General features: G+C 50.2%; 28 protein-coding genes, 2 pseudogenes and 1 riboswitch. Of the genes and pseudogenes, 14 read left to right on the top strand and 16 right to left on the bottom strand.

What is annotated here, in order from left to right; translation table 11 throughout:
• The first annotated feature begins 102 nt into the window (after positions 1–102).
• The 4 genes from MKQ70_RS12515 to MKQ70_RS12500 all read left to right on the top strand — a co-directional run bounded on the left by MKQ70_RS12515 (position 103) and on the right by MKQ70_RS12500 (position 2,695).
• The gene (locus MKQ70_RS12515) at positions 103–669 is read left to right on the top strand and encodes a hypothetical protein (protein ID WP_248071309.1); all 567 of its coding nucleotides are present in this window, start codon (positions 103–105) and stop codon (positions 667–669) included.
• A gap of 59 nt (positions 670–728) precedes the next feature.
• Positions 729–1,706, top strand: coding sequence for a PDDEXK nuclease domain-containing protein (locus MKQ70_RS12510; RefSeq protein WP_248071307.1), 978 nt, complete (start codon positions 729–731; stop codon positions 1,704–1,706).
• 175 nt (positions 1,707–1,881) lie between these two features.
• The gene (locus tag MKQ70_RS12505; protein ID WP_308199008.1) at positions 1,882–2,121 is read left to right on the top strand and encodes an endonuclease/exonuclease/phosphatase family protein; all 240 of its coding nucleotides are present in this window, start codon (positions 1,882–1,884) and stop codon (positions 2,119–2,121) included.
• 64 nt (positions 2,122–2,185) lie between these two features.
• Positions 2,186–2,695, top strand: coding sequence for an exodeoxyribonuclease III (locus tag MKQ70_RS12500; protein WP_248071290.1), 510 nt, complete (start codon positions 2,186–2,188; stop codon positions 2,693–2,695).
• Positions 2,696–2,698: 3 nt separating this feature from the next.
• On the opposite strand, the gene MKQ70_RS12495 is transcribed toward MKQ70_RS12500, so the two are convergent.
• The 6 genes from MKQ70_RS12495 to MKQ70_RS12475 form a co-directional block, all read right to left on the bottom strand.
• On the bottom strand, positions 2,699–3,961 hold the full coding sequence (locus MKQ70_RS12495; RefSeq protein WP_248071281.1) for a Y-family DNA polymerase: 1,263 nt from the start codon (positions 3,959–3,961) through the stop codon (positions 2,699–2,701).
• Complete coding sequence (locus MKQ70_RS12490; protein WP_248071270.1) at positions 3,958–4,410, bottom strand: LexA family protein; 453 nt, start codon at positions 4,408–4,410, stop codon at positions 3,958–3,960. The genes MKQ70_RS12495 and MKQ70_RS12490 overlap by 4 nt, the downstream gene beginning before the upstream one ends.
• 573 nt (positions 4,411–4,983) lie before the next feature.
• Positions 4,984–5,127, bottom strand: coding sequence for a hypothetical protein (locus MKQ70_RS42180; RefSeq protein ID WP_372490111.1), 144 nt, complete (start codon positions 5,125–5,127; stop codon positions 4,984–4,986).
• A gap of 50 nt (positions 5,128–5,177) precedes the next feature.
• On the bottom strand, positions 5,178–6,077 hold the full coding sequence (locus MKQ70_RS12485; RefSeq protein WP_248071268.1) for a GAF domain-containing protein: 900 nt from the start codon (positions 6,075–6,077) through the stop codon (positions 5,178–5,180).
• Between the two features lie 277 nt (positions 6,078–6,354).
• A complete protein-coding gene (locus MKQ70_RS12480; protein WP_248071266.1) occupies positions 6,355–6,996 on the bottom strand; it encodes a DUF4198 domain-containing protein in 642 nt (213 codons plus the stop codon).
• Positions 6,997–7,001: 5 nt separating this feature from the next.
• Positions 7,002–9,365 carry a TonB-dependent receptor gene (locus MKQ70_RS12475; RefSeq protein ID WP_248071264.1) on the bottom strand — a complete coding sequence of 788 codons (2,364 nt, stop codon included), beginning with the start codon at positions 9,363–9,365 and terminating at the stop codon, positions 7,002–7,004.
• A 744-nt stretch (positions 9,366–10,109) separates the two neighbouring features.
• Here MKQ70_RS12475 and MKQ70_RS12470 point away from each other — a divergent pair.
• From MKQ70_RS12470 to MKQ70_RS12455, 5 genes are all read left to right on the top strand, one after another.
• Positions 10,110–10,913 (top strand): MbnP family protein, encoded by an 804-nt coding sequence (locus MKQ70_RS12470; RefSeq protein ID WP_248071262.1) that lies wholly within the window; start codon positions 10,110–10,112, stop codon positions 10,911–10,913.
• 5 nt (positions 10,914–10,918) lie between these two features.
• A complete protein-coding gene (locus MKQ70_RS38335; RefSeq protein ID WP_282456417.1) occupies positions 10,919–11,242 on the top strand; it encodes a cytochrome-c peroxidase in 324 nt (107 codons plus the stop codon).
• Between the two features lie 64 nt (positions 11,243–11,306).
• On the top strand, positions 11,307–11,828 hold the full coding sequence (locus MKQ70_RS38330) for a cytochrome-c peroxidase (protein ID WP_308199007.1): 522 nt from the start codon (positions 11,307–11,309) through the stop codon (positions 11,826–11,828).
• Positions 11,804–11,944 (top strand): hypothetical protein, encoded by a 141-nt coding sequence (locus MKQ70_RS12460; RefSeq protein ID WP_248071260.1) that lies wholly within the window; start codon positions 11,804–11,806, stop codon positions 11,942–11,944. Before MKQ70_RS38330 ends, MKQ70_RS12460 begins: the two co-directional genes overlap by 25 nt.
• Before the next feature lie 10 nt (positions 11,945–11,954).
• Positions 11,955–12,881, top strand: coding sequence for a transporter family protein (locus MKQ70_RS12455; RefSeq protein WP_248071258.1), 927 nt, complete (start codon positions 11,955–11,957; stop codon positions 12,879–12,881).
• Between the two features lie 42 nt (positions 12,882–12,923).
• On the opposite strand, the gene MKQ70_RS12450 is transcribed toward MKQ70_RS12455, so the two are convergent.
• Complete coding sequence (locus MKQ70_RS12450; RefSeq protein WP_248071255.1) at positions 12,924–13,433, bottom strand: helix-turn-helix transcriptional regulator; 510 nt, start codon at positions 13,431–13,433, stop codon at positions 12,924–12,926.
• Positions 13,367–13,852 carry an AraC family transcriptional regulator N-terminal domain-containing protein gene (locus MKQ70_RS12445; RefSeq protein ID WP_248071253.1) on the bottom strand — a complete coding sequence of 162 codons (486 nt, stop codon included), beginning with the start codon at positions 13,850–13,852 and terminating at the stop codon, positions 13,367–13,369. The genes MKQ70_RS12450 and MKQ70_RS12445 overlap by 67 nt, the downstream gene beginning before the upstream one ends.
• A 142-nt stretch (positions 13,853–13,994) precedes the next feature.
• Here MKQ70_RS12445 and MKQ70_RS38325 point away from each other — a divergent pair, with 142 nt between their 5' ends.
• The 4 genes and pseudogenes from MKQ70_RS38325 (at position 13,995) to MKQ70_RS12435 (ending at position 16,005) form a co-directional block, all read left to right on the top strand.
• The gene (locus MKQ70_RS38325) at positions 13,995–14,534 is read left to right on the top strand and encodes an aldehyde dehydrogenase family protein (RefSeq protein ID WP_282456415.1); all 540 of its coding nucleotides are present in this window, start codon (positions 13,995–13,997) and stop codon (positions 14,532–14,534) included.
• Positions 14,534–14,950 carry an aldehyde dehydrogenase family protein gene (locus tag MKQ70_RS38320; RefSeq protein ID WP_282456413.1) on the top strand — a complete coding sequence of 139 codons (417 nt, stop codon included), beginning with the start codon at positions 14,534–14,536 and terminating at the stop codon, positions 14,948–14,950. Before MKQ70_RS38325 ends, MKQ70_RS38320 begins: the two co-directional genes overlap by 1 nt.
• Before the next feature lie 46 nt (positions 14,951–14,996).
• A pseudogene (locus MKQ70_RS42175) lies at positions 14,997–15,544 on the top strand (aldehyde dehydrogenase family protein).
• 80 nt (positions 15,545–15,624) lie between these two features.
• Positions 15,625–16,005 (top strand): DUF779 domain-containing protein, encoded by a 381-nt coding sequence (locus MKQ70_RS12435; RefSeq protein WP_248071251.1) that lies wholly within the window; start codon positions 15,625–15,627, stop codon positions 16,003–16,005.
• A gap of 55 nt (positions 16,006–16,060) precedes the next feature.
• On the opposite strand, the gene MKQ70_RS12430 is transcribed toward MKQ70_RS12435, so the two are convergent.
• The 3 genes and pseudogenes from MKQ70_RS12430 to metE form a co-directional block, all read right to left on the bottom strand.
• A complete protein-coding gene (locus MKQ70_RS12430; protein WP_248071249.1) occupies positions 16,061–16,477 on the bottom strand; it encodes a 6-pyruvoyl trahydropterin synthase family protein in 417 nt (138 codons plus the stop codon).
• Positions 16,443–17,486 (bottom strand): methylenetetrahydrofolate reductase, encoded by a 1,044-nt coding sequence (locus MKQ70_RS12425; protein ID WP_248071247.1) that lies wholly within the window; start codon positions 17,484–17,486, stop codon positions 16,443–16,445. Before MKQ70_RS12425 ends, MKQ70_RS12430 begins: the two co-directional genes overlap by 35 nt.
• 48 nt (positions 17,487–17,534) lie before the next feature.
• Positions 17,535–19,837, bottom strand: a pseudogene (metE, locus tag MKQ70_RS12420) (5-methyltetrahydropteroyltriglutamate--homocysteine S-methyltransferase).
• Between the two features lie 25 nt (positions 19,838–19,862).
• A riboswitch (cobalamin riboswitch) is annotated at positions 19,863–20,065 on the bottom strand.
• 145 nt (positions 20,066–20,210) lie between these two features.
• On the opposite strand from metE, the gene MKQ70_RS12415 reads away from it, so the two are divergent.
• The gene (locus MKQ70_RS12415) at positions 20,211–20,675 is read left to right on the top strand and encodes an Lrp/AsnC family transcriptional regulator (protein WP_248071245.1); all 465 of its coding nucleotides are present in this window, start codon (positions 20,211–20,213) and stop codon (positions 20,673–20,675) included.
• Positions 20,676–20,735: 60 nt separating this feature from the next.
• Here the strand turns inward: MKQ70_RS12415 and MKQ70_RS12410 are convergent, their stop codons facing one another.
• From MKQ70_RS12410 to MKQ70_RS12395, 5 genes are all read right to left on the bottom strand, one after another.
• Positions 20,736–21,314, bottom strand: a complete 579-nt coding sequence (locus MKQ70_RS12410; protein WP_248071243.1) for a hypothetical protein — start codon at positions 21,312–21,314, stop codon at positions 20,736–20,738.
• Positions 21,247–22,218, bottom strand: a complete 972-nt coding sequence (locus tag MKQ70_RS12405) for a hypothetical protein (protein WP_248071241.1) — start codon at positions 22,216–22,218, stop codon at positions 21,247–21,249. The genes MKQ70_RS12410 and MKQ70_RS12405 overlap by 68 nt, the downstream gene beginning before the upstream one ends.
• Positions 22,219–22,295: 77 nt before the next feature.
• Entirely contained in the window at positions 22,296–22,376 is an 81-nt protein-coding gene (locus MKQ70_RS42170) for a DUF4465 domain-containing protein (RefSeq protein WP_372490109.1), read from the bottom strand.
• Positions 22,377–22,402: 26 nt separating this feature from the next.
• Positions 22,403–23,221 (bottom strand): DUF4465 domain-containing protein, encoded by an 819-nt coding sequence (locus MKQ70_RS12400; RefSeq protein ID WP_248071239.1) that lies wholly within the window; start codon positions 23,219–23,221, stop codon positions 22,403–22,405.
• A 44-nt stretch (positions 23,222–23,265) separates the two neighbouring features.
• Complete coding sequence (locus tag MKQ70_RS12395) at positions 23,266–24,735, bottom strand: PKD-like domain-containing protein (RefSeq protein WP_248071237.1); 1,470 nt, start codon at positions 24,733–24,735, stop codon at positions 23,266–23,268.
• Between the last annotated feature and the right edge of the window lie 8 nt (positions 24,736–24,743).

Genomic DNA, 24,743 nt, shown 5'->3' with positions numbered 1-24,743 from the left:
CTTTGCGAGAAAATGACTCTTTTTGCGACAAAATGATATGGCAAACGGCATTTTTGACCCCCATATTTGCATTATAATTATTCACCCAAAAAGTAAAATTCTATGATCAGAAAAGGTTTCAATGCAATCAGTTCAGGCACCAGTGGTAAGTTTAGCGACCAGGTGACTGTACGTAACATTAATGGTAAAGAAGTAATCTGTAAAAACGCACCTAAAAGGAGTGGCCCGCCATCAGAGAAGCAGCTTGCAGCAATTAACCGTTTTAAAGCGGCAGCTGCCTATGGATACAAGGCCATCAGAAACGCGGCACTTCTTCCATTTTATGAATCTATTAGGATTGGCGGCAATACTGCCTATAACATGGCGCACGCCGATTACATGAAGGCGCCGGAAATTGACGTAATCGATACGACAGGTTACTCTGGCGAAGTAGGAACTCCCATTATTGTGGATGCCCGTGACAACGGCCGTGTAACCAGTGTGCAGGTAGAAATCTTCAGTGCTGCCGGAGATGTGATCGAAAGCGGCGCTGCTGTGGAAGATGCCGAAGCTGGCAACTGGCGCTACGTGTCTACCGTGGCAAACGCGACTCCCGCAGGCTGTCGCCTCGTAGCAACGGCTACCGATATGCCGGGCAATGAGACTTCGCAGGAAGTAGTACTGCAATAATCGGAATCATCAGCCGGGGCGTTTATGCGCCCCGGTATTTTTTATCAACCTCTTTGTTTATGCTCAGTAAAACATTTGTTTCAGATATAAAGCAACTGCTCCATACTGCCCGTAACGCTGCGTGTCGCGCGGTAAATGTGGCCATGGTGCACGCCTACTGGGGAATTGGCAAGCGGATAGTGGAGGAGGAGCAGAAGGGTGCAGACCGGGCCGATTATGGAGCCGCCTTGTTGCAGCAGCTCGCCGAACAGCTGACAAAAGCATTCGGTAAAGGATTCGATGAACGAGAGCTTCGCCGTATCCGCCAGTTTTATCAGGCGTTTCCATTTCGGGACGCACTGCGTCCCGAATTAAGTTGGACGCATTACCGTATACTGCTTCGCGTGGACGATGGTACCGCACGTGCGTATTACGCGCGTGCCGCCGTAGATAACTCCCGGAGCTCGAGGCAGCTGGAAAGAAACATTTCCACAAAGCATTTTGAGCGGTTATTAGTAGCTGGAAGTTTGCCAGCCGAACCAGGAGCGCCGGAAGACATAGTGAGAGATCCGTATATACTGGAATTTCTCGGGCTGGACGACCCCGCCATTTATTCAGAAAGCGATATCGAGTCAGCTATCATTGCGAATATCCAGTCTTTTTTGCTCGAACTCGGTACCGGCTTTTGTTTCGTGGCCCGCCAGTACCGTATCAAAACAGAAACGAAACAGTTTTATATCGATCTCGTTTTTTATCACTATATCCTGAAGTGTTTCGTACTCATCGATCTGAAAGTAACGGAACTCACGCACCAGGATATCGGGCAGATGGACATGTATGTGCGGATGTTCGAGGATTTAAAGCGACGCCCGGATGATCAGCCGACCATCGGCATCATCCTGTGTAAAGAAAAAGACCAGACCATTGTAAAGTACAGTGTGCTGGAAGAAAGTAAGCATTTATTCGCATCCAGTTACAGTCTGGTATTACCGTCGGAAGATGATTTAAAGGCTGTGTTGGAGCAGGACGTTCGTTCACGCGCTAATGTGATGGGATAAAAGATCCCTGAACGTACTGTAGTTAGTTCTTTGACATATTGGTTAAAAAAGTGGGCGTTGTCTTTCTATTCAATATATAGAAGGGAGCCGCTAGTCCTGTTCTTCATACTCCGGAGTGTGGAGGGAGGACGGCGGCTGCCCTTCATCTTTTATCAGCCGTCGAATCGGCAGGATAATGGTGCAGATTTTGATCTTAATCAAGAAAGAGCAATACTTGATGTTGAAAGTAGCAACGTATAACATAAATGGGATTAATGGCCGGTTGCCGTTATTGTTGCAGTGGCTGAAGGACACGAAGCCGGATATTGTATGTTTGCAAGAGATCAAAACACCGGCACCCGTTTTCCCGAGTCGGCGCTTGCTGAGGCGGGTTATTCCGCCATCTGGCATGGCCAGAAAAGTTGGAATGGCGTAGCTATCCTCTCCCGTGGCTTAGCTATCCGGAAGTGAGGCGCGCTTTACCCGGTGATCCTAGTGATATGCACAGTCGTTATATTGAAGCGATCGTTGGGCAAATGGTGGTTGCCTGCTTATATCTGCCGAATGGAAATCCCTATCCCGGTGATAAGTTCCAGTATAAACTAAAATGGTTTAAAAGGTTGGCGGCGCACGCAAAGAAGCTACAGGCTTACGATGTGCCTGTTATGCTGGTGGGAGACTTCAATGTGATGCCTACCGAGCTTGATGTGTACAAACCGGAAAAGTATATTGACAATGCGCTTTTTCGAAAGGAATCGCGGAGCGCGTATGCACGGCTGCTGAAACAGGGCTGGACAGACGCGCTCCGCTATTTGTATCCGGATAAGCGCATTTATACCTTTTGGGACTATTTACGGCACGCTTATGAGCGCAATGCCGGTCTTCGCCTCGATCATTTTTTATTGAGTCCGCATTTGGTGGAGCGGTTGAAGAAAGGGGGCGTGGATGCGCACGTTCGTGGATGGGAGGGGGCCAGTGATCATGCACCGGCATGGATCACGCTGAAGTAGCCACTATATCGTAATTTTTAATACGTCGCTGATACGCGTAGTATAAAACGGCGAAAGGCGTTCCTGCTTTAATTTCCACTTTCTGCTGGTGCCTTGGGCCGCAAACTTTACCACCTGCTTTCCGCCAAATCTACTATTGATCAGGTCCAAGGCCTTCATCAACGTATCGGATTTAGGCCGGTCCGCGTTATCGAACAATCCTGCCTGCACCTGGTTGCCCGGTTGCAGGTCGTGTAAAATAACCCCCACTTTTTTGAAGCGATATCCATCCCGCCATATCCTGTCCAACCCATAAGCGGCGTAGTGGAGCAGCTCCGCCGTATTGCTGGTAGGCACTGGTAGTTGGACGTTCACAGACTTAAAATACTGCGGATCCTTTGTACGGAAGTTGTTGGTTTGAAGGAAGACGGACATGGTGCGTGTGCAACTTTCCTGCGCCCGCAGTTTTTTAGCGGCCATTACTGTGTAGTTAGATAATGCTTCCCGGATGATTGACTTTTCAGTCAGTAGCTCTGGGAACGAGCGGGACACGCTGATATTCTTCTTATCCGCTGGCAGTTCTTCCAAGTCGATGCAGGGAATCCCGTGCAACTCGCGCCACATGCGCTGACCGACGACGGTCATATTCTTAAGTACCCAGGCCTCCGGTAATCGGGTGAAGTCGTATGCCGTGGCAATTCCCTGTTTAAACAAGAGGTGACGGTATTGTTTTCCAATGCCCCACACATCGCCAATCTCGGTGGCCCGTAATGCCTCATCCACTAATAGCTGGCTGTCCAGTACATGGACGCCCATTTCCCGTTGATGTTTTTTCGCATAACGGTTGGCCATCTTTGCAAGGGTCTTGGTAGGAGCCATGCCTACGGATACAGGGATACCCACGGCTTTTGCACGATGCCTGATCTGTTGCCCGACCTGGTAGAGATCGAAATGCCTAAATCCTGAGAAATCCAGGAAGGCTTCGTCGATACTGTAGAGTTCCACAGATGGCGTAAATTCCCCGAGCACCCGCATCACCCTGTTAGAAAGGCTGCCGTATAGTGTATAATTGCTGGAAAATACCTCCACGCCATGGGTAACGAGTAAGGTTTCCACCTGGAATGCTGGTGTCCCCATTTCTATACCGAGCGCTTTGGCTTCGTCAGACCGTGCGATCACACATCCGTCGTTATTGCTGAGCACCACTACTGGTTTCCCTTTTAAGCGTGGATCGAACAGTCGTTCGCAACTGGCGTAGAAGTTATTGCAGTCTACAAGGGCAATCATACACCACGGTTCGGGTCAATGATGACGCGTGTTACAACGCCCCATATTTCCAGTTCGTCATCTCCTTTCACTACAATGGGTTCATACATCGCATTTGCGGAGTACAGCAGGTAACCGGAGGCCGATTTCACAAATCGTTTTACGGTAAAGCCGCCATTGTACACGGCAACAACTATTTCCTGTGAATGCGCCTTTCGTCCTCTTTCTACCACGATGTAGGAACCGTGCGGCAGGTAGGCGTCCGCCATGGAGTCCCCATCGACCTGCATAAGGTACATATTGGGTGACGTAAGGCGCAGATGCTCCGCAAGGTTGATGTCTTCTTCGAGGTAGTCAGCAGCCGGTGAAGGGAAGCCGGCTTTTACCTTTGTGTTAAGGGCGGTTACAGTGCAGGGCGTGTCTTTTATGCTGTACAGATGTACAGTACGCACTTTTTCATTCTCACTCATAAAACTAATTTATTTAGCAATATTAGCTAAAGATGTTAGTTTTTTGAAAAAAGTTTTCAACCGGGAGTAAGGGGGAAAATAGTCAAATCGGTGGTTAAGGATTTCAAACCTGGATAATTACATCTATGTATTGGAAGGAAAAAATCGACTTAATAAGTTCCGGCGACCGGAAACCTTCGTGTATATGATTGTAAATTCCCCGCATTGAGGAAAGCAATGTATCTGTCATCAATAGAATCGTTGCGCGAGTATTGTATCGTTGATAAAAAGTATGCCTGGGCTTTGTTTGTCAAAATAGATACCTCGAAGGATCTGGTGGAAATAGTGGGTAGCGGCATTTGATGGAGGCTACAACTGGCTTATATGCATGCTGACCGACCCCTGCACGCAGCTCTCAACGCCCCTCCACCTACATTTTAGTTCTGTAAACTATCTACCGGGAAAATAAGAGAAAAGGTGGATCCCTTACCCTCCGTAGAAACTACTGTAATCATACCATTGTGATTACGCATGATCTTTTTTTCGCCGCCTGCGACAGCCCCATGCCTATGCCGGGAAACTGTTCACGCGGGTTTAAGGTAGAAAAAGGTCGAATATCTGGTGAAGATATTTGGCATTCATGCCAATGCCGTTATCCTGTATACTAATCTTACAATAGCTGTTGGGTAGAGCCTCGGGGCGGAGCTTGTCGGCTTCGGTCACCGCCTCAACGGAGATATGTAGGATCGGCGGCTGATCAGCGGTGGAGAAACGGATGGCGTTATCGATCAGGTAGTAAAAAGCTGGTTCAGCTGCGGCGCAATACCGGGAACGGTAGGCAGCACATCTGTATAAATGATGGCTTTTTTCGCCTGTATGTTCGGTTGTAAACGATGTAAGGCGGCGGCAAGTACCGTATTCAGGTCTACGCTGTTAAAGTCGGTTATTGTGCCGCCAAGCATTGAATAGTGTGCTAACTCCCGGATCATGGTGGCGAAGTTGTTAGCCAGCGAGTTGATTTTGCGGGCGAACTGCCTGGTTTCTTCGGAGGCCGACTGATCGGTGAGTAACATATCCGAATAAAACATCAACTTGCGCAACGGCTCCTGCAAAGCGTGGTTGCTAATCTTGTTCAGTTGCCGGATATCATCCAGGGAATCGTCCAGTTTGTGCTGTACGATTTGCAGCATGGCATTTTTCTGTCGTACACGATCCTGCGTATCCGTGTGGTACGATATCAGGTCGGCAAACAGTGTGAACAACGTTTCCATTTTCGTGGACTTCAACGGCATGGGAAGCGGGTCGAGCGCGCAAAGGGTGCCAAAGAAAGCCCCGTTCTTCCGGAAAATGGGAATGGAGATGTAGCTTTGAAAGCCGTATTGTTTAGGCGTATGGTGGTTGCAGAAATCGGCGTCCTCCGAAACATTATCGATCACAACCGGTTGTCCGTGGTCGCGGATCTCGTTACAGATCGTGGAGCGAATTTCCAGTTCGCCGCCGGGTAGCAGGCCAAATGCTATTTCATCACGTACGGCGCAGGCTATCCAGCGGTCTTCCGTAACACGGGCCACTGCTGAAAAGCGCAGGCCCGTGGCCTTGCACACTATTTCAAGTATTGCCGGTATAATGTCAATTTCCTGCACACTGGCCACCTCGGCGGCCAGGTTTGTTTCTATCTCTTCGTTCATACGCGGGGTTATAAAAGTCCGGGATACGCCCGGACCAGCAGCCGCTAAGGTAGGCGAATTTGCCGGCATAAAAAAGCGGCGGGTCTTTTCAACCGCCGCTTTGGTAGCAACTTTCAAATCGTTTAATAGTATCCAAAGGTATAACTGCCCCAATAGCTCTGCCAGTCAGCCTCTTCCGCGTTAGTATGGGGTACCATGTGCACGCTGCTGATCATCCAGCGGCCGGTTAATGTAACGGGGAATGTGACCTCGCCGGCCTCATTACTGGTATATTTCGTTACCGCTGTTTTTCGTTCACCACATTCCAGGCCAGTACCAGCGCGCCTTTGACCGGTTGGTTGTCGAACAGTACCTGCATGGTAATGGTTTCGCCATCCTTAATGGTATAGGGGTTCTGCCGGGGAATCAGTTCGAGGCGCATGCCGGTGTTGATCTTAAACGTGCTGTCCGTTTTACCGCCTACTTTAAACAATGTTTTCACGCAACGTTGATATACTTCGCGACCCGGTTTGTCGCTGATGCCTTTTTCTTTGCGAAGGGCTGCAATGTAACCCAGTCCTTCGGTTTCCAGGTATTCGTTGAATTTTGCCGCTTCCAGCTCAATAAACTTGTTCGAGTTGTTAAAGGCGATCAGGTGATTGCCGGCTTTCGGAAAGCGCGCTTCAATAATGGATTTGTCGGCAGCCGAAAGGTGGCTGGTATAGTCTTCCACACCGGTTTTGGAATAGTGTTTCAGTTGCTGGATCTTGTATTTAGACCAATCCGACTTTTCGCCCTGGTAATCTTCGCCCACCAGGATGCTGATGTTGGTCGCTTCATTGGTTTTCAGCCAGAACTTCAGCGGCTGCAGCCAGAATTCGTGCGCGAATGCCGCAGCGCTGATACAGATGATGGCGGCCAGTAAGGTAATCTTTCTCATATTGGTTAGTTGATGCTGTAAGTGATGCCTGTCCGGAAGTTGAACGGATTGCCCAGTGACGCGATGGTTACGCGCGAAAGGCCACCGTTAAAGTAACGGGTGTTAGTGATGTTGTTAATGTTGGCCTGCAGGTTAAAACGGCCAATTTTGTAATTGATGGCGGCGTCCAGTACAAAGGATGCCGGGATCACAAAATTTTGTGTGGCGAGATTGCCCACCTGGTCGCTTACATAACGGCCGCCAAAACCGATACCCAGCCCTTTTAAACGCGTGCGGGAGAAATTATACTTCAACCATGCATTCGCGATGTGATCGGGGGCATTGGCATAGCGGAAGTTCTTTTTGCCGATCGTATTGTCGGACGTCAGCCGGTGTTCATTGTAGGCATAACCGGCAATAATGCTCAGGTCTTTAATGTTACCCTGTACGGTAAGTTCCACGCCACGGCTGCGGGTGCCGTCCACCACGGATTGCCTGTTCGGGTTTTCCGGCGTAGGATCGGCCGCAAGGATGTTACTGTATTTGATGGTATACAATGCTACCGTGGTCGATAGCGCCTCCCGGAAGAAATCGCCTTTATAACCCACTTCAAACTGCGTGGAAGCCCGCGGCGGGAAAGGGCCACCGGAACCGGCGGAGTTCGAGCGCTGCGGGTTGAACGATTTGTTGTAAGTGCCATACACGGAGATGTTCGGCTGTATCATATACACGGCGCCTACGCGCGGCATCCATGCATGTGCATCGGAGGTGTCGCCCTGCAGGTCGTCGCGGTCGGATAAAGGGGTTTGCTTCATGCGGAAATCGTCGTAACGGATCGATAATAACACTTTCAGCTTTTCGCCGATGCTTACCTGGTCCTGGAGGTAACCGCCCAGTAACTGGTTGTTTTGCTTGTTGTCATCGTAATAATCAACGGCCGGATCGGCAGCAGGTACATCATTACTGTAATCTGGTTTCAGTATATAGATACGGGTGCTCGGTGAGTTACGGTAGTCGTTTTTGGACCAGCCGTAATTGTTATAGTCGATACCTGCAAGGATGTTATGTTTGATGCCGCCGGTGTTTATTTTGTAATTCGCGTATGCCGTTGTTTGCCAGCTGAATTGGGCATAGTCCCATATTTGGTAACTGCGACTGATAGAGTCATTGCGGATCGCGCCGCTTACGCCATGGTCGGCGAAGTGCATGCGGCTATCGATCGCGCGTTGGGCGATCGTGAACGATAGGTTATTATTTATGCGATGGTTAAATACCAGGCTGGCCGAAGTATTGTTGGTGTGGCCAAAGTCGGTCGGACTTTGCACCGTCAGGTTATCGGGGTAGTAATCGAAATCGTACGTGCCGTCGGGCAGCGCTTTTACAAACGCGCCGCGGTCGTATTGGTGCACTGTATTTTGTTTCGCATAATTCACTTCCAAAGCCAGTGCTGTTTTAGGCGAAAAGCGGTAGGTGAGGGAAGGGGCGATGAAGAAGTTTTCTGTTTTCTGCTGGTCACGGAAGCTGTTGCTGCGGTCGTAGCCGGCAATAAGGCGGTATAACAGCTTTTTATCTTTCGTAATAGCGCCCGTGGCATCTGCTGCAAAGCGCATGAAGTTCCAGCTGCCGTAACTGGCGTCAAAAGAGAAGTGATTTTCGACCAGCGGCTTCAGCGTCACAAAGTTGATCATGCCACCCGGGATACCCTCGCTGTACAATACAGATGCGGGACCGCGCAATACTTCTATCTTTTCGATATTGTATAATAGCGGCGCCTGGCTCCACTGGTACAGGTTGCCGCGGATGCCGTTAAAGCTGATAAAGCTGCCGTCGAAATGGTTATAACCGGTAAAGCCGCGCAGGGTGTAAGCGCCCATGCCGTTGTTGGGCTTTACACCCGTCATGAGTGGCGTCATCTCATTTAGCGTAACCGCCTGCCGGTCTTTGATCACCTGCTGACCGAGCACCTGCGCCGATTGTGGCGTTTCGATTAACGGGGCATCGGTACGGGTGCCAATGGAAGATAATGGCTGGCGGTAGTTATTTTGTTTGCCGGTAATCACCACGTCTACCAGGCGTTGCTGGTCCTCCGATAACTGTACGTTCAGCGAAGCGGTTTTGCCGGCCTCGATGCGGATATTTTGTCGTTGGGCGGAGTAACCCACGCTGGATACGATGACGGTGTACGTGCCGGCCGGGATGTTACGGATGATGAAGTGTCCTGCCGTATTAGTGGCAGCAGCATGGTTGGTGTTTTGCAGTCGTACAGTGACGCCGGCAAGGGCCTCTTCCTGGTAAGATACGATAGTTCCTGTAAGCGCGCCGTTTGGTTGTTGGGCAAACGATGGCGCCATGATGCTCAGCAGGAGGAGCAATAAAAATGAAATTCGCATAAGTTGTTGATAGAAGTGTTGTTTCTGCGCTGGCGGCAAATATAACAACCGGGAAACGATAATAAAAGCAGGAACCTGACTTATATCATTTTACTTCCCCGTAAATATTTGTTGCTTGCATCCGTTTAAAACTGACATTTTACAGTAATTTCGCTGCCGAAACGCTATCACATATGATCAGACAATGTATAACGGTATTTCTCCTGCTCATCTGGTGCACCCAGATGTTCAGCCGTTATGTGGTCACTGCGGCGTTTTACATCAATCAGTCTTACATCGCCCAAAATCTTTGTGAAAACAGGGATAAGCCGCAATTGCAGTGTAATGGCCACTGTCAGCTCTCTAAAAGCTGAAGGACGAGCAGCGTAAAGAACAGGAAAATCCTGAACGTAAAGCGGAGAGCAAAAGTGAGATCTTTTATCCCGCTCACGCGGCTGCCAATCATATCGCTGCCGCCTTTAAGGTAGTAGACAAAAATTATATCCTCCCCATTTCCATCGGCATGCCTGTAGACCAGGCACAATCCGTGTTTCACCCGCCCGCTGCGTAAGTATTGCTCTACTGATTTCTTTCTTTTTTGATTTCGTTTCCGGACGAACAGGCCGTGCTTTGCGCTGAACGGTGCTGTTAGGCCCGAAGAGGAGTCGTTTACCTTTCATTTATTCATTGCATTATTCGCGTGCCCTGCACGCGGCGGGCATGCTATTGCCCTTATCACTCATTTCATTATTAACGACAAAAGATATGAAGTACGCAGTTATTGTGTTGTTCGCCATCACCTCCACGCTGATGGCTTGTTCAAAGAACGAAGACCCCGCGCCATCCGGCGAAAAGGCCACCTTATCTATCCAGTTCGATAATATCGTGGGGAATAAAAATCTCCAGCTGAATACCGGCACCTACACTAATGCAGCCGGCGAGCAATTCAGTATTTCAAAGTTGCAATATTACATTTCTAACATCCGCGTGAAAACGACTGCCGGTGTGGAGTTTGTCGTGCCGCAGGATAGTAGTTACTTCCTGGTAAACGAAGCCGATCCTGCTTCGCAGTTCCTTAAAATGCGCGTGCCGGAAGGTGATTATGCCACCCTCACTTTTGTGCTGGGGGTAGATAGTTTGCGCAGCACGATGGACATCAGCAAACGTGCCGGTGTACTGGATCCTTCTTCCGGTATGGACGATGGCATGTACTGGGGCTGGAACAGCGGTTACATCTTCTTTAAGATGGAAGGTTTGTCTGCCGCCGCGCCACCGGACCCGAGCGGACAAAATAAGTACCGTTATCACATTGGCGGCTTCGGCGGGTACAGTGCACCCACCTTGAATAATATCAAAACCATCAGCATCGACCTGAATGCCGGCGGTATTGCCAGGGTGCGTACCGGCAGGGAAGCGAACATTCATATTATGACCGATGTGATGAAGCTCTTTAACGGCGCCACCACGGTGAGCATAGCCGCTAATCCTACCGTGATGTTCAGCGACTACAGTACGCTGGTCAGCAAAAATTACATGGCAATGTTTTCACACGATCACACCGAGAATTAAGGCTTATGAAACATCGTACCCTATTCGTTACCGCAATACTTACTGTGGCCATTTATGGCTGCAGTAAGGCGGACGATATCATCGGTTTTCTCGGCTTCCGGCAGACGGACAACTTCCCTGCGCCGGTATACAAACTGGAGAATAATGATATCACAAAGGCCGGGTTTGAGCTGGGAAGGAAGTTGTTTTATGAAGCGCGTTTGTCGCGGAACAACACGATTTCCTGCGGCGATTGCCACATACAAACATCCGCATTCACCCACCATGGCCATGATGTGAGCCACGGCATCGACGACCGGCTGGGCAGCCGCAATTCGCCCCCATCATGAACCTGGCCTGGAGCCCTACTTTCATGTGGGATGGTGGGGTGTTCGACCTCGACTGCAACCCATTGTGCCCATTACCAACCCGGTAGAAATGGACGAAACGATGGAGGGCGTGCTGGCTAAACTGCGCGCCCATCCGCAGTATCCCGGGCTTTTTAAGAAAGCCTTTGGTACGCCGGAAGTCACCGGTCCGCGTATGATGAAGGCCCTGTCGCAGTTCATGGTAATGTTGGTAAGCGCGAATGCGAAATACGACTCCGTGATGCGGAAACAAGGGCCGGTGTTTACGGCCGATGAGCAGGCGGGTTATGTCATCTTCAAAAATAAATGCAGCAGTTGCCATACAGAGCCATTGTTTACCGATCATTCGTTCCGCAACAACGGCATCGGAATAGGTTACAATGGCGACGAGGGCCGCTACACCGCTACGCTGAACCCGGCCGACAAGTACCGGTTTAAGGTACCAAGCCTGCGCAACCTGGCGTACACTGCTCCTTATATGCACGATGGCCGCCTGCTGAACCTGGATGCCGTGCTGGACCATTATACCGGCGAGTGCAGGATATGCCTACGCTCGATCCGCTGCTAAGACCCAATGGCATTGCGTTAAGTACAATAGAACGCGGCCAGCTGCTCCGTTTCCTGAACACCCTGAACGATAAAGATTTTATAACCGATAAGCGCTTTTCCGAACAGGCGCAGTAAAAGTGACGTGATGAAGAAAATTGTAATCCTGCTGATCTGCCTGCTGACAGGCCTTTATGAAGTGCGTGCCTGCGATATTTGCGGTTGCGGTGTGGGCAGCTACTATATCGGCCTGCTGCCGGACTTTAAAAAGCGCTTCGGCGGTATTCGTTATCAATATAAAACCCTGCGCTCACACCTGGGTCCCGGTGGTACTACTTCGTACCTCACCACCGATGAAACCTACCAGACTGCCGAAGCATGGGGCGGCTGGAACATCGGTAAGCGCTTCCGGGTGCTGGGCTTTGTTCCCTTCAATTTTAATGCCCGCGAAAACCAGGGCGAAACGATGCGGAAGGCCGGTATCGGCGACGTGGCAGTAGTTGGTTATTACCGGCTGCTGGACAATTCACTGACCACGCGCAATAGCAAACTGCTGGTACAATCGCTCTGGATCGGTGGTGGCGTTAAGTTGCCTACGGGTAAATATGAACCTGCCGAGCGTAAAGTGAACGAGGAGACGCCGAACAACTTCCAGCTGGGTACTGCCAGTCTCGACTTTACACTAAACGCCATGTACGACGTGCGGCTGATGGACGCCGGCATCAACACCAATGTGAGTTACAAGCTCAATACGGCAAATCAGTATGATTATCGTTACGGCAATAAGTTTACCGCTAACCTGCTCGGCTATTATAAGTTCCGCGTAGCCCCGCAGGTAAGTCTTGCGCCGAATGCCGGTGTGTTATACGAGGCGGCGGAGAAAGACCGGGAAGACGAGCGGTTTAAGGTAGATGTGTCGGGTGGTTATTCGCTGATGGGCACCGTGGGACTGGAAGCTACGTTCGCTACCTTCTCGGCGGGCGCCAACTTTCAGCCGGTGTTATCGCAGGAGCTGGCCGGCCTTCGGGTGAAGGCCGGGAACCGGGCAATGGTGCATGTAACCTATTTGTTTTAGAGCCATATATGGTTTCATTATCCGGTCATAAGGGGGCGGCGCCTAATTCTTTTTCAGCAACAACTCCCGCTGGTAGTGTTTCGGCGTAACGCCTTCCACGTCTTTAAACGCCTTAATAAAGTAATTGGCGTCTGAAAAGCCGGTCTGGTAGGCCGCTTCTGTCACGGGTAACTGGTGGCGCAGCAGCGATTTGGCTTGCCCGATCCTTTCCTGCAGGATAAAGTTGTTGGGCGAGATGCCAAACTCCTGTTTAAACGCCCGGAAGAAATTGGATTTACTCATGTACGCCTGTTTGGCGAGACCTTCCATGGATATTTTTTCCCGGAGGTTGTTCCTGATATAGTCCACGATCGCCGCAAAACGGTTAACGCTTTTGTCTTTCAAAAAATTCGTTTCAAAGTATTTCCGCGCCTGTGTTTGCATGATCCGGATCAGCAACTCTTTTAAGGCAAGATCGGTCATGTAGTCTTTTGCGCTGTTGTTCTCTATGGCAATGCGCAGGATGTTGTTCGTGGCCGCGGACAGCGAAGGGCTGTTGAACAGGAAAAACACTCGTCCGAGAATTTCCACTCGGAATCGGTATCTATTTTAGGGAAATTACCATTGAGGTAGTCCACCGTGCTTTTGATAAAACTGTTATCGATCGACAAGGCTATGCACTGCGATGGATGGGTGTCGGCCTCCGGGAAATCGATGATCATTTCTTCGCCGGGCAACATGACCAGGCTTTCGCCAGGCAGGTATTCGAATTTGTCGGTTTTGTTGGCAATCCTCAATTCTTTCTTCCCGCGGATCATGCCGGTAAAAGCGAAGTTGGAAAACTTCAGCGAAACATTTTGGGTGGCCGTATGTGTTTCGTAAATATCCAGTTCGCAGTTATTGTAGGTATAGCTCTTCTTATTTTCTACCAGGGAATTCAAATCTTTAATAGACCTTAATTTCAAAGGTGCCAACAGTGACTTCTTTCTCATAACGCACCGGTTTAAAAGTTTTGGTGAATGCGTGGAACGATCAGTAGTTTTTCTATGCGATTATTCTGCTATTTTTCTGCACTATCCTGCTATTCCTCTCTTCTAAATTACGATAGCTTTATGTGAAATAAAACATAAAATTATGGCAGAAATATCAGCAAGTGCTAAGAAAAGTGACAAAATAGTACCCAAAAATGATGGATTTGCCCGCCCGTCTTTTAAAGACAGGTATGACAACTTCATCGGTGGTAAATGGACAGGGCCTGCGGGAGGGAAATATTTCGACGTCGTTTCTCCCATTGATGGAAAAGTTTTTACAAAAGTGGCGCATTCCGGTAAGGAGGATATTGCCCTGGCTGTAGACGCCGCGGCAGAAGCCTTCAAAACATGGAAGCACACTTCTGCTACAGAGCGCAGTATCATATTAAATAAGGTGGCGGACCGGCTGGAGGAAAACCTGCAAAAGCTGGCGACGGTGGAAACGATTGATAACGGTAAGGCTATCCGTGAAACATTGAACGCGGACCTGCCACTTGCCATCGACCACTTCCGCTATTTTGCAGGGGTGATAAGAGCTGAAGAAGGCGGCGCCACGGAACTGGATAAAGACACGGTTTCGCTGGTCATCCAGGAACCCCGGGTGTCATTGGGCAAATCATTCCCTGGAACTTCCCGATCCTGATGGCGGTATGGAAACTCGCACCGGCACTGGCTGCCGGAAATACGGTAGTCTTGAAACCCGCAGAAAGCACGCCGGTTTCTATTATGGTGTTGATGGAACTCATCGAAGATCTTATCCCTGCCGGTGTGATCAATATCGTGAATGGTTTTGGGGCAGAAGTGGGGCGAGCACTGGTCACCAATCCGAAAGTAGCGAAAGCGGCGTTTACGGGGTCTACGGCTACGGGCCGCCTGGTGATGCAGTACGCTACGGAAAACATCATCCCGGTTACGTTAGAGCTGGGCGGCAAGTCGCCCAATATCTTCTTTAATTCGGTCATGGATGCGGATGATGAATACCGGACAAAGCAATCGAAGGCGCGGTATTATTTGCCCTTAACCAGGGTGAGATCTGCACCTGTCCTTCGCGTTTGCTGATCCAGAAGATATTTACGAAAAGTTCATTGCGAAGGTAATTGACCGGGTGAAGAAGATTAAAACCGGCAACCCGCTGGATCCAACGGTGATGATGGGCGCGCAGGCTTCTAAAATTCAGAAGGATAAGATCATGTCTTACCTGAAACTGGGTAAAGAAGAAGGTGCGGAAGTGCTTGTAGGCGGTGATGAGAACCACCTGGGAGGCGACCTGGAAACCGGCTACTATATTCAACCCACTTTGTTTAAGGGACACAACAAAATGCGCATCTTCCAGAGGAGATCTTTGGCCCCGTACTGGCCGTGACTACTTTCAAAACCGTGGAAGAAGCCATTGAGCTGGCGAACGATACGATGTATGGCCTCGGCGCCGGCGTATGGACCCGTGATGCGCATGAGCTGTACCGCGTTCCGCGTGCTATACAGGCTGGCAGGGTGTGGGTGAATAATTACCACGCTTACCCGGCGGGCGCGCCATTTGGCGGCTACAAACAGTCCGGTATCGGCAGGGAAAATCACAAGATGATGCTGGGGCATTATCGTCAAACGAAAAACATGCTCATATCCTATAGTAAGCAAAAGCTCGGATTTTTCTAACAGGTAGCACAGGTGAGCCGCAAAGACCCGGCGTCGCCGGTCTTTGCGGTTTTTACTATAGACACTTAATGATAGCAGTAATGACAGCCGTAAAAAGATTGGATGCAACGAAAGAAGCGCTGGCCGTGATCGATACGCTTTCAGAACAACATGGTGAGCTGATGTTTTACCAGGCAGGCGGGTGTTGTGAAGGTACGCAGCCGCAGTGTTTTGAAAAGGGCGGATTTTTTCCGCGGATGAATGATGCCTGTATTGGTACCATCAGGGGCTTCGAGTTCTGGATAGACAGGGACCTGTTCGAGTACTGGAAGTATGCGCACTTTACACTCGACGTAGTAGATGGCTTCGGCCCCGGTGGTTTTTCGCTGGAAACACCGCTGGGCAAAACCTTCAAAGTGCACTACCGGCTTTTTACGGACGCGGAATTGGAGAAACTGGAACCTGTAAAAAGGAACGAGTGAACGGAGGGATCCGGAGGATCAATATAAAACCTGCGCCCGTCGCAGGTTTTGTCATTTATCCAAAGCACTCCGCACTGTTGTTCTCCGTTTCCGCCAGCCGTACCGAATGTAAAATTACCCCCTCGTAAGCCTCGAGCGGCCCTTTCAGTTGTTTGAAGATCTCGATGCAAAGCAGTTCCGTAGAAGCCATTTTACCGGCCATGAAATCCACGTCCAGGTTGAGATTCATGTGGTCCAGTTTATCAATAATCAGCTCATTGATGATCACCTTTAACAGCTTGAGGTCGATGATGTATGGGCGGTCGTCGTTCACCTCGCCCTTTACCGTCACAAACAGTTCGTAGTTGTGGCCGTGGTAATTGGGATTGGCGCATTTGCCGAACAGTTCAAAGTTTTCGGCTTCGGTTAGGTCCTGCCGGTACATCCGGTGTGCGGCGTTAAATCGTTCTTTGCGGGTAAGAAAGGTCAGCATGATTCGTTTTATCTTCGTTAAGAGCTATTGCCTGCCTGATGCCTTTTGCTGCGAGCATATCGCTTATTTCATTTACCATATAGATCGATGCTTCTATTTCATCTTTCCGGATGGCCACACTTTCGATGTTGAAACCAAACGGCATGCATTGCGCGGCACAGAAGGTGGCCAGTTCCTCCGCGATGTCGAGGCACAGTTTTACGGAGCTGTCCAGCATGTTGTCTGCGTTCTTCAGGTCTGCTTTGATGGCTTCGGGTATATGAATGCCCAGCCATTCCATGAAGTGTAATGTCTTCTCCGAACCGCAGGCGGTGAGGGTGAATATGATAGTAGGCGGTGTTATTTGTTGTTCCCGGCAGGTATTGCACAGGTCTTCCACCACTTTCTTCGCGTAATCCAGGTTGAACACGCATTGCGATACGAAATAGGAAACGCCGCTGGCCGCTTTGTCCAGGATGCGTTTGTCTTCGTCGTGCAGTACCGCATGTCTTTCAGGAATGGTGACAGCCCCCATTACGGAAGTTGCCTCATGTTTTTTCCAGAGTTGGTAAGCCTCGGGTAAACTTGTTTTTACCGGGTAATCGGGAGCGGGAATACCAACGAACACCGGGTGAAAGTTGGCCGCTGCCACGCCTTGTAACCATGCCGCTAATTCTTCCTGGGTAAACTTTCCCGCAGGGCGGTAAATGATTTTCGGTATGTCTAATGCCTGCAGGTGTTGGCTCGCGAACTCGTAAGGATCCGGGGCATTTAAAAAAGGGAACGGCCTTTCGGCGGAGGTGCGGGCAGATTCGTCCTGCACATCGTACACGATCAGCGCATCTATATCGAGCGGCACAAGCCGTTGCAGTGTTCTTCCGGCAATTTCAGCTACCCGTTCAGGCATGGTGGTAGCCTTGGGAGGGGTAATGCCGTATGTTAAAATCCCGGATTGTCCGGACCTGATTTTCTCCGGGAACATAAGCTGTTTTAAAGTGTTGGCGCCATCATTGGCGGCGCAAGTATACAAAAAGGCTGCGGACTTTAATATGACCGCAGCCAGTATCGGGTATGATTTTTATGCAATTCCGGCTACGCTGATCAGTTCACGTGCAGCTTTCGCGGCCTGCACCATGTTTTCCAGGGCAGCTTTGGTTTCGGGCCATTTGCGGGTTTTAAGGCCGCAATCCGGGTTTACCCAAAGGTTTTGCGCGGGTAACAGGTCGGCTGCTTTGGTGAGCAGCGATACCATTTCGTCCTTGCCGGGCACGCGTGGCGAGTGAATGTCATACACGCCGGGCCCGATCTCGTTCGGGTAGTCGAAATGCGCAAAGGCATGCAGCAGCTCCATTTGTGAACGCGAGGTTTCGATGGTGATCACATCGGCATCCATGGCGGCAATGTGTTCAATGATGTCGTTAAACTCGCTGTAACACATGTGTGTGTGGATCTGTGTGTTGTCCTGCACCCCGCTGGCGGTTACACGAAAGGCTTTTACGGCCCAATCCGGGTAGTGCGCGCGTTTGGCTTTACGGAGGGGCAGCCCTTCCCGGATCGCCGCTTCATCAATCTGTATGATGCCAATGCCGGCTTTTTCCAGGGCTACCACTTCATCACGGATGGCGAGGGCAATCTGGTTAGTGGTCACATCACGCGGCTGGTCATCGCGCACGAACGACCATTGCAGGATCGTTACCGGGCCGGTGAGCATGCCTTTCATTTGTTTCCTGGTTTGCTGCGCAGCAAAAGTGATCCAGCGTACGGTCATGTCCTGCGGACGGCTTACATCGCCAAAAATCACCGGCGGTTTCACGCAGCGGCTGCCATAGCTCTGTACCCATCCGTTTTTCGTAAACAGGAAACCATCGAGTTGTTCGCCGAAGTATTCCACCATGTCGTTACGTTCAAACTCGCCATGCACCAGTACATCAAGACCCAGTTCCTCCTGCCAGCGGATTACTTCAATGGTAGCATCTTCGATGGCTTTTTCGTATTGCGCAAGTGTGAGGTCACCTTTTTTGAACTTTGCACGCAGCTGGCGGATATCATCTGTCTGCGGGAAGGAACCGATGGTCGTTGTCGGGAACGCAGGGAGGTTAAAACGCTCGCGGTGCAGTTGCTGGCGTACCGGGAAAGCGCTCTTACGGGTCGCGTCAGCATCGGTGGTAGCGGCTACACGGTCTTTTACCGCCTGTTTGTGTACTTTCTGCGAGGTCCGCCTGCTGTTGATCGCCTGTTTGTTGGCGTCCAGTAATGCCTGGTTGCCGGCAACGATCTGTTTCAGTTCCGCTACTTCCTGTAGTTTCTGTTTGGCGAAGGCCATCCAGTTTTTGATTTCGGGATCGATGGCGGTTTCGCCGTCCAGGTCGATAGGACTGTGCAACAGCGAACAGGAAGGGGCAATGATCACGCGGTCGCTGCCCAGCTTGGCTGCTGCTTTATGGATATGGGCGAGCGATTTTTCATAATCGTTTTTCCATACATTACGACCGTCGATGACACCCAGTGAAAGCTGCAGGGTAGCAGGCATGAGCGCGAGTACTTCGTCCAGCTGTTCCGGCGCACGCACCAGGTCGATATGCAGGGCAGTTACCGGCAGGTTTACCGCTAATTGCGTATTGTCCAGCAGGCCTTCGAAGTAAGTAGCCACCAGCAGTTTCACCCCGTTCACCTGTTCGGCGATAGCGCGGTAGGCGTATTCAAATGCTGCTTTTTCTTTGGCAGACAAATCCAGCGCGAGGCAGGGTTCGTCCAGCTGTATCCACTGTGCGCCCTGTTGTTGCAGGCGTTTAATGATGTCTGCGTATACGGGCACCAATGAAGTGATGAGGTCAATGCGGTCGAAGCCGGCTTCCTTTTCTTTACCGATCAGCAGGTAGCTCACCGGGCCTGTCAGCACCGGTTTGGCTTTTTCGCCGAGGATTTTCCGTGCGGCGGTGTATTCGTTAAATACTTTCTCTGACTGTATCTTAAAAGATTGCCTGGCGGTAAATTCCGGTACAATGTAGTGGTAGTTGGTATCCATCCACTTGGTCATTTCCATGGCGGTAATATCCAGTCCATCCCGCTGATAACCCCTTGCCATGGCAAAATACAGGTCTATTTCGCTATTGCCTTCTACACCGGCTACCGGCGCATACCGTTGCGGGATAACACCCAGCAGCAGGCTGGTATCCAGTACCGGTCGTAATAACTGAAGTCGTTACAGGGGATGAGGTCAATGCCGGCATCCAGTTGGGTTTGCCAGTTTTCTTCCCGGATGTTGCGGGCTGCCTGGTGCAGGTCTTCCAGGCTGATGGTGCCTGCCCAATAGGATTCGCAGGCTTTCTTTAATTGTCGTTGACCACCAATTCGCGGGTAGCCAAGGTTTTGTGTAAGCATCTTCGATACTGATTTGATGAATAATGGGATTTTCCGGGGAGGGGCAGGTCTCCTGACTTGTAACGTTTCAGCCGCCCTTCCCATCCCGATTGCTCGGGGCAGTGGGCATTCGCCAGCTAAAACCCAGGTATGTTACTTACAGTTGCGCGACAGTCCACGATTCACACATGGTTCCCTTTTAATCTCCCGCCTGTTGAGGGCAGGAAAACCGCTTCCGGTTAAACGAAGTATAAATTCTGCACAAAGCTATTAAATAGGATATAATTAGCTAAAAAAGAACAAAAGTTCGGTTGGAAAACATGTTTTTAATACATTTGGCAGATAAATCAGCGGTTTTATGTTGAATTAAGACCGCTTAAAAGGAAATTATTCTATGGACGACGTACTGGACCAAACGGACCTACAATTATTAAGGCTGTTGAAGGCCGATGCAAAAATTACCACCAAAGACCTCGCAGCCAAAGTGAACCTGTCGCCCTCACCGGTTTTTGAAAGGATAAAACGGTTAGAGGCCGGTGGTTACATCAAAGGGTACATTGCGCTCATCGATGCGGAGAAGCTGAATTACGGGCTGATCGTGTTTTGTAATATCAAATTGAAGCATCATGATAAAAGCATCGGGCATAAGTTCGTAACGGATATTATGAAGCTGCCGGAGGTAGTGGAGTGTTACAATATTTCCGGGGACTATGATTTTCTGCTGAAAGTATATGCGAAAGACATGAAGCATTACCAGGACTTTGTATTCAATAAACTGGGGTCAGTAACGAGTATTGGCAGTACGCACAGTACATTCGTGATGTGTGAGAACAAGAACACTTACAACATCAACTTTTAATAAAAAAGGTTGCCCGTATGCCGGGCAACCAACAGGTCAGGGAGATGGTTATAAAAGAATTTATGGAATGATCGTCGGAATATTAAGTCCAAGCAGGTGCAGGTCTTCGCCGCGACTCATTTCTGTGGAGGCTTCGCCCAGCCAGCCATTTTCCTGGTCTACGCCATTATACACTTTCACAAAATCGATACCGGGCAGGTTAACTTTATTACCGTTTTTATCGATCGCCCAGTCGATGTCGATGCCCGCGTTGTCGTGTGCGTTAGGATAGTTGTCTACATACCCGTATTTAAATCCGTACAGTACATAGTAGCTACCCGATCCGCTTTCTTCAATGCCATTCCTGGCGAGGCGGATGCCTTTATAGGTGATTTTTGAATCGGTGATCCAGGCAGGGTAGTAGGTTTGCGTGTGGAAAGTGTTTTTCATTTTAAAGCCTTCCTGCCCCTGGTTGTCGCTCCACCTGATATAATCTTTAATGCTTACACTGTTTTCAGGAGTACCGTCTGGCGTTTCCGTTGTGGGACGGTGATACGTCATTTCGTAATTACGGAACGTGCGCACATCGTTTTTAACGGCAACAGCGGCCGCGTACCAGGCTTCGCCTTCTGCGGAAATTGGCGCTGCCTTTAATTTCATACCACTCATCTTCGTCCGGTTGTCCGTTTTTGTTTTTATCGTACGCTACCATCACGATGCCAGGCTCACAGCTGCCACCAAAGGGTGCATTAGGGCGTGGGTTGGCGGTTGCGCCAAAGGCGTTGCCGTGAATGCGGAAGTCGCGGCGGCCGGCAATGTTGGCGATGGTGTGATCGAACCCGATCACGACGTAGCCGCCCCATCCACCTAAAGTAATGGTATTAGCGTCTTCGCCTACCAGGTCTTTCGTCACTTTAGCGATCATGGTTTCGCGGGTATCTCCCGCCACATACTTAGGCAGTTCGTTTACAAACTGGCCGGGGGCGGGCAGGTAATCAAATACCTGGGAGATGTAAGGAGATGCGGCCTTTTCGGGCTGGCGCACGGTCACCAGCAGCGTATCTACCAGGTTGCCGGCGTAGACTTTCAGTTTGTAGGTGCCTTTTTCTACGGTGGTGAACAGGGCGAAAGAACTGGAATCCGCTAACCGGTACAGCGTAGATGGCGCCGACACCATTTCCCAACTGATGCCGGTGGTATTCGCAAATTTCGATGAAGCGTTAATCTTCAGGACCGTATTGGTGGTGGCCGACCAGTTGATGTATTGACCGGTGGTGATCTGTATTACTTTTTGAGCAATATTGCCTTTGTTATAGGCCAAGATCACGAGGTGGTAGCTGCCTGGCGTGGCAGGTGCGGCAAAGGCGTATTCCGGGGCGTTGGCTACTCTTTTGCCGTCCAGTGTCCATACGATGGAGTCTACGCGATTTTCAACAGCAGGTTTCAGTTGCAGGACCTCTTTTACCACTACATAATATTCGGCTTCAACACCGGCAATAACAGGTGCGGGTTCCGGCAGTTCGGCGTCCTTTTTCCGCAGGCGGTGACCAATAGAGCTATACAAGTGAGGTAAGCGAGGCGTTTGTATGAAATATTCATTTTATCGGATTGATGATGTTTTAAAAAAGCCGGGCATGTTGACTATAACGCTACTTCCACGTCGTCGATACACACGTAAGCGGGTGTATTAAGGCCGTAGTCGCCGGCGTCGTTACCGGAGATGTTGAACTCAACACGGGTAACCGTTCCTAAAGCAGATAAATCGAAATAAGTCCAGAGGTTAAAGGACCCGCAACTGCGGAGCCGCCAAGGTACCTGGCCAGGTCGATTTCTACGGGGAGACCGCCATTCGTAGGCGTGCTGCCGTTGAAACCATATGCCTGTAAGGTTAAGAAGCCGTTTCCTCCCTGCACGGCGGACAATGGGGTACCGCTGCCGATACTGCCGAAGGAGTTACCATTCATGATCACCCCGTAGGTGTACGAAGAGAGGCATACTTTCATACCGGAGATCTCCCCGCTGCCCGACGTAAAATCAAGTGTTGGGCGGGTGGCATAGGTGTAGTTGTAGTCATCTACGTAACCAAACATGACGGCAAAGTTGCTGCTGCCATCTGCACCGCCGTTTTTAGCGCCGCTGGTGCCGGAATAAACGCTGCATTGGTTCAAGTAGGAGTACCACCAGTCACCGCTGGTGCCCGGAATATTGGCCTTATAGTTCCAGTCAGACACTACAAAACCACCGTCCCAGAATTCAACCGGGGAACTGCCACCGGCGCCTTTGATGGCGAACCGGAGGTTGGTTGGGGTATGTACATAGGGCGCAATCTGGGTGCCGCCCCAGGTAGAATAACAGTTGTCGCCATAGGAGGTGTTGCCGGCCATGTACGTGCTGCTGATTCCTTCAAAGTCGATGGTATACGACGATAACAGTTTGTTGACGGAACTCTTTCCATCTTCGCTGTTCAGTTTTGCTGGCAGTACGTCGCCCTGCTTGGTACAGGCTGTTGCTGCAACAAGAAAGGTGATCGCTACTACCAGGGGTTTACGGAAAAATGTGTTTTTCATGCGTTCATGTTTTGAGTTAAACAAATATTGGGGTTGCCCGGCTTTTAGTTTTTTAAGTGCCTGTCCAGGATGCCGAATACCTGCGTGATCCTGCCTTCTTCCATGTTCCAGTCTTTTACGATACCTACACCGGTATCCAGCTGGAACGGATATACTACTTTCTGGACTTTAATAAAATCGATGCCCGGTAAGTGCACGAACTCACCTTTGGTATTTACGGCCATATCGATATCAATATTCAATTTCTGCTGGAACTGCACCGCGCCGGAAACGTTCCTGCTGATGCGTTTTCCTTTACGCGTGAAAGTGCTTGCCCATCCGTCCATCAGCACCATTTTTTTGGAGGCCGTATCGGGCATGTAGTAACCGGGAAAGAAGCCTTTGGTAGACATGACATTGGCGATGGTCATGGAGCTGGTAAGCACTTTAACATATTGTACCTCGCCCTGCCCCGGGGTTTCCTGGTTATCTGCCCAGTTGAAATAGTTGTAGATCCTTCTGCCATCCGTTTCCAGTCTGCCGGCGCTGTAAGTGACCTGGTAATCCGGTAAGTCTTCGATGCCATAATCCTCGTTTTTGATTTCGTACCATTCATCCGCATCCGGTTTGCCGTTTTTGTTACGGTCATAGGCTACATATACGGCCGGAATATCGAGGCGGGAATAAATAGCGGTCATTTCCAGGTCGGGTTTACCGGCGGCATTTACGACCGTATGATCAAACTTAAAGGTGGCTGATCCGCCCCAGGAACCGAGTACGAGGCCGTTAGCGGCGTTCTCTTTACGTAATTGGGTCGATTTAGCCAGGTAATCATTGTAAGAAAGCGGGAACTCCACACCATATTTCCAGGAATCTGCATAGCCGATTACGGACCAGTTATGGCCTTTACAGGGCGCCGGCAGGTATTCCAGCAGGGTGTAGGCGTTCTTCACATAGGTGGCCGCATTTACCGTGATGGGCCGGGTGATCGTGGTGGTTTGTTTGCCTGCGGCAGCACGCAGTGTCAGCTGGAAAGTGCCGGCTTCGGGGTAAATGAAAGCGAGGTCGCGTTGTTTGCCGATGACCGAATCGCCGAGCGACCATACATAGGTGTAGTCGTCACGATCGGGGCCGGTAATGGTGGGTTTAATATCCAGCACGTTCGACATAGACACTGCCAGCTGATCGGCAAGGGCCAGGGTGATCGGTGATTCCACGAATATTTTGAACGTTTGTTCGGCTGCGCCGCCTTTGTTATTGACTTTAAACGCCACATCGAAATTACCGGCTTCGGTAGCTTCAAATGTATAGTTAAGCTGGCCTGCCGCGGCTTTTTTGCCATTGATCCACCAGGAGTAGCTGTTGCCTTTCGTGTTGGTCACATTGGGCGCCAGTACCAGTTTATCACCGATGTTCAGGGTAACGGTGTCTTCTCCAACACCGGAAATGTCGGGCGCATTGTACAGCTCTTTACGGCAGGAGGAAGCAGCGAAAATAACGCCGGCGAGCAGGGCCAGAAAGATGAATTTTTTCATGTGGTTTG

It is taken from the genome of Chitinophaga sedimenti, assembly GCF_023156195.1.
Lineage (GTDB): Bacteria > Bacteroidota > Bacteroidia > Chitinophagales > Chitinophagaceae > Chitinophaga > Chitinophaga sedimenti.
Note: the sequence above shows the minus strand (reverse complement) of the source record. Positions and strands in the feature narration are given on the sequence as shown.

Excerpts from the sequence above, each read along its gene's own strand:
- MKQ70_RS12515 (WP_248071309.1), top strand. The coding sequence starts at position 103 with ATGATCAGAAAAGGTTTCAATGCAATCAGTTCAGGCACCAGTGGTAAG.
- MKQ70_RS12510 (WP_248071307.1), top strand. The coding sequence starts at position 729 with ATGCTCAGTAAAACATTTGTTTCAGATATAAAGCAACTGCTCCATACT.
- MKQ70_RS12505 (WP_308199008.1), top strand. The coding sequence starts at position 1,882 with ATGGTGCAGATTTTGATCTTAATCAAGAAAGAGCAATACTTGATGTTG.
- MKQ70_RS12500 (WP_248071290.1), top strand. The coding sequence starts at position 2,186 with ATGCACAGTCGTTATATTGAAGCGATCGTTGGGCAAATGGTGGTTGCC.
- MKQ70_RS12495 (WP_248071281.1), bottom strand. The coding sequence starts at position 3,961 with ATGATTGCCCTTGTAGACTGCAATAACTTCTACGCCAGTTGCGAACGA.
- MKQ70_RS12490 (WP_248071270.1), bottom strand. The coding sequence starts at position 4,410 with ATGAGTGAGAATGAAAAAGTGCGTACTGTACATCTGTACAGCATAAAA.
- MKQ70_RS12485 (WP_248071268.1), bottom strand. The coding sequence starts at position 6,077 with ATGAACGAAGAGATAGAAACAAACCTGGCCGCCGAGGTGGCCAGTGTG.
- MKQ70_RS12480 (WP_248071266.1), bottom strand. The coding sequence starts at position 6,996 with ATGAGAAAGATTACCTTACTGGCCGCCATCATCTGTATCAGCGCTGCG.
- MKQ70_RS12475 (WP_248071264.1), bottom strand. The coding sequence starts at position 9,365 with ATGCGAATTTCATTTTTATTGCTCCTCCTGCTGAGCATCATGGCGCCA.
- MKQ70_RS12470 (WP_248071262.1), top strand. The coding sequence starts at position 10,110 with ATGAAGTACGCAGTTATTGTGTTGTTCGCCATCACCTCCACGCTGATG.
- MKQ70_RS38335 (WP_282456417.1), top strand. The coding sequence starts at position 10,919 with ATGAAACATCGTACCCTATTCGTTACCGCAATACTTACTGTGGCCATT.
- MKQ70_RS12460 (WP_248071260.1), top strand. The coding sequence starts at position 11,804 with ATGCCTACGCTCGATCCGCTGCTAAGACCCAATGGCATTGCGTTAAGT.
- MKQ70_RS12455 (WP_248071258.1), top strand. The coding sequence starts at position 11,955 with ATGAAGAAAATTGTAATCCTGCTGATCTGCCTGCTGACAGGCCTTTAT.
- MKQ70_RS12445 (WP_248071253.1), bottom strand. The coding sequence starts at position 13,852 with ATGAGAAAGAAGTCACTGTTGGCACCTTTGAAATTAAGGTCTATTAAA.
- MKQ70_RS38325 (WP_282456415.1), top strand. The coding sequence starts at position 13,995 with ATGGCAGAAATATCAGCAAGTGCTAAGAAAAGTGACAAAATAGTACCC.
- MKQ70_RS38320 (WP_282456413.1), top strand. The coding sequence starts at position 14,534 with ATGGCGGTATGGAAACTCGCACCGGCACTGGCTGCCGGAAATACGGTA.
- MKQ70_RS12435 (WP_248071251.1), top strand. The coding sequence starts at position 15,625 with ATGACAGCCGTAAAAAGATTGGATGCAACGAAAGAAGCGCTGGCCGTG.
- MKQ70_RS12430 (WP_248071249.1), bottom strand. The coding sequence starts at position 16,477 with ATGCTGACCTTTCTTACCCGCAAAGAACGATTTAACGCCGCACACCGG.
- MKQ70_RS12415 (WP_248071245.1), top strand. The coding sequence starts at position 20,211 with ATGGACGACGTACTGGACCAAACGGACCTACAATTATTAAGGCTGTTG.
- MKQ70_RS12410 (WP_248071243.1), bottom strand. The coding sequence starts at position 21,314 with ATGAAATTAAAGGCAGCGCCAATTTCCGCAGAAGGCGAAGCCTGGTAC.
- MKQ70_RS12400 (WP_248071239.1), bottom strand. The coding sequence starts at position 23,221 with ATGAAAAACACATTTTTCCGTAAACCCCTGGTAGTAGCGATCACCTTT.
- MKQ70_RS12395 (WP_248071237.1), bottom strand. The coding sequence starts at position 24,735 with ATGAAAAAATTCATCTTTCTGGCCCTGCTCGCCGGCGTTATTTTCGCT.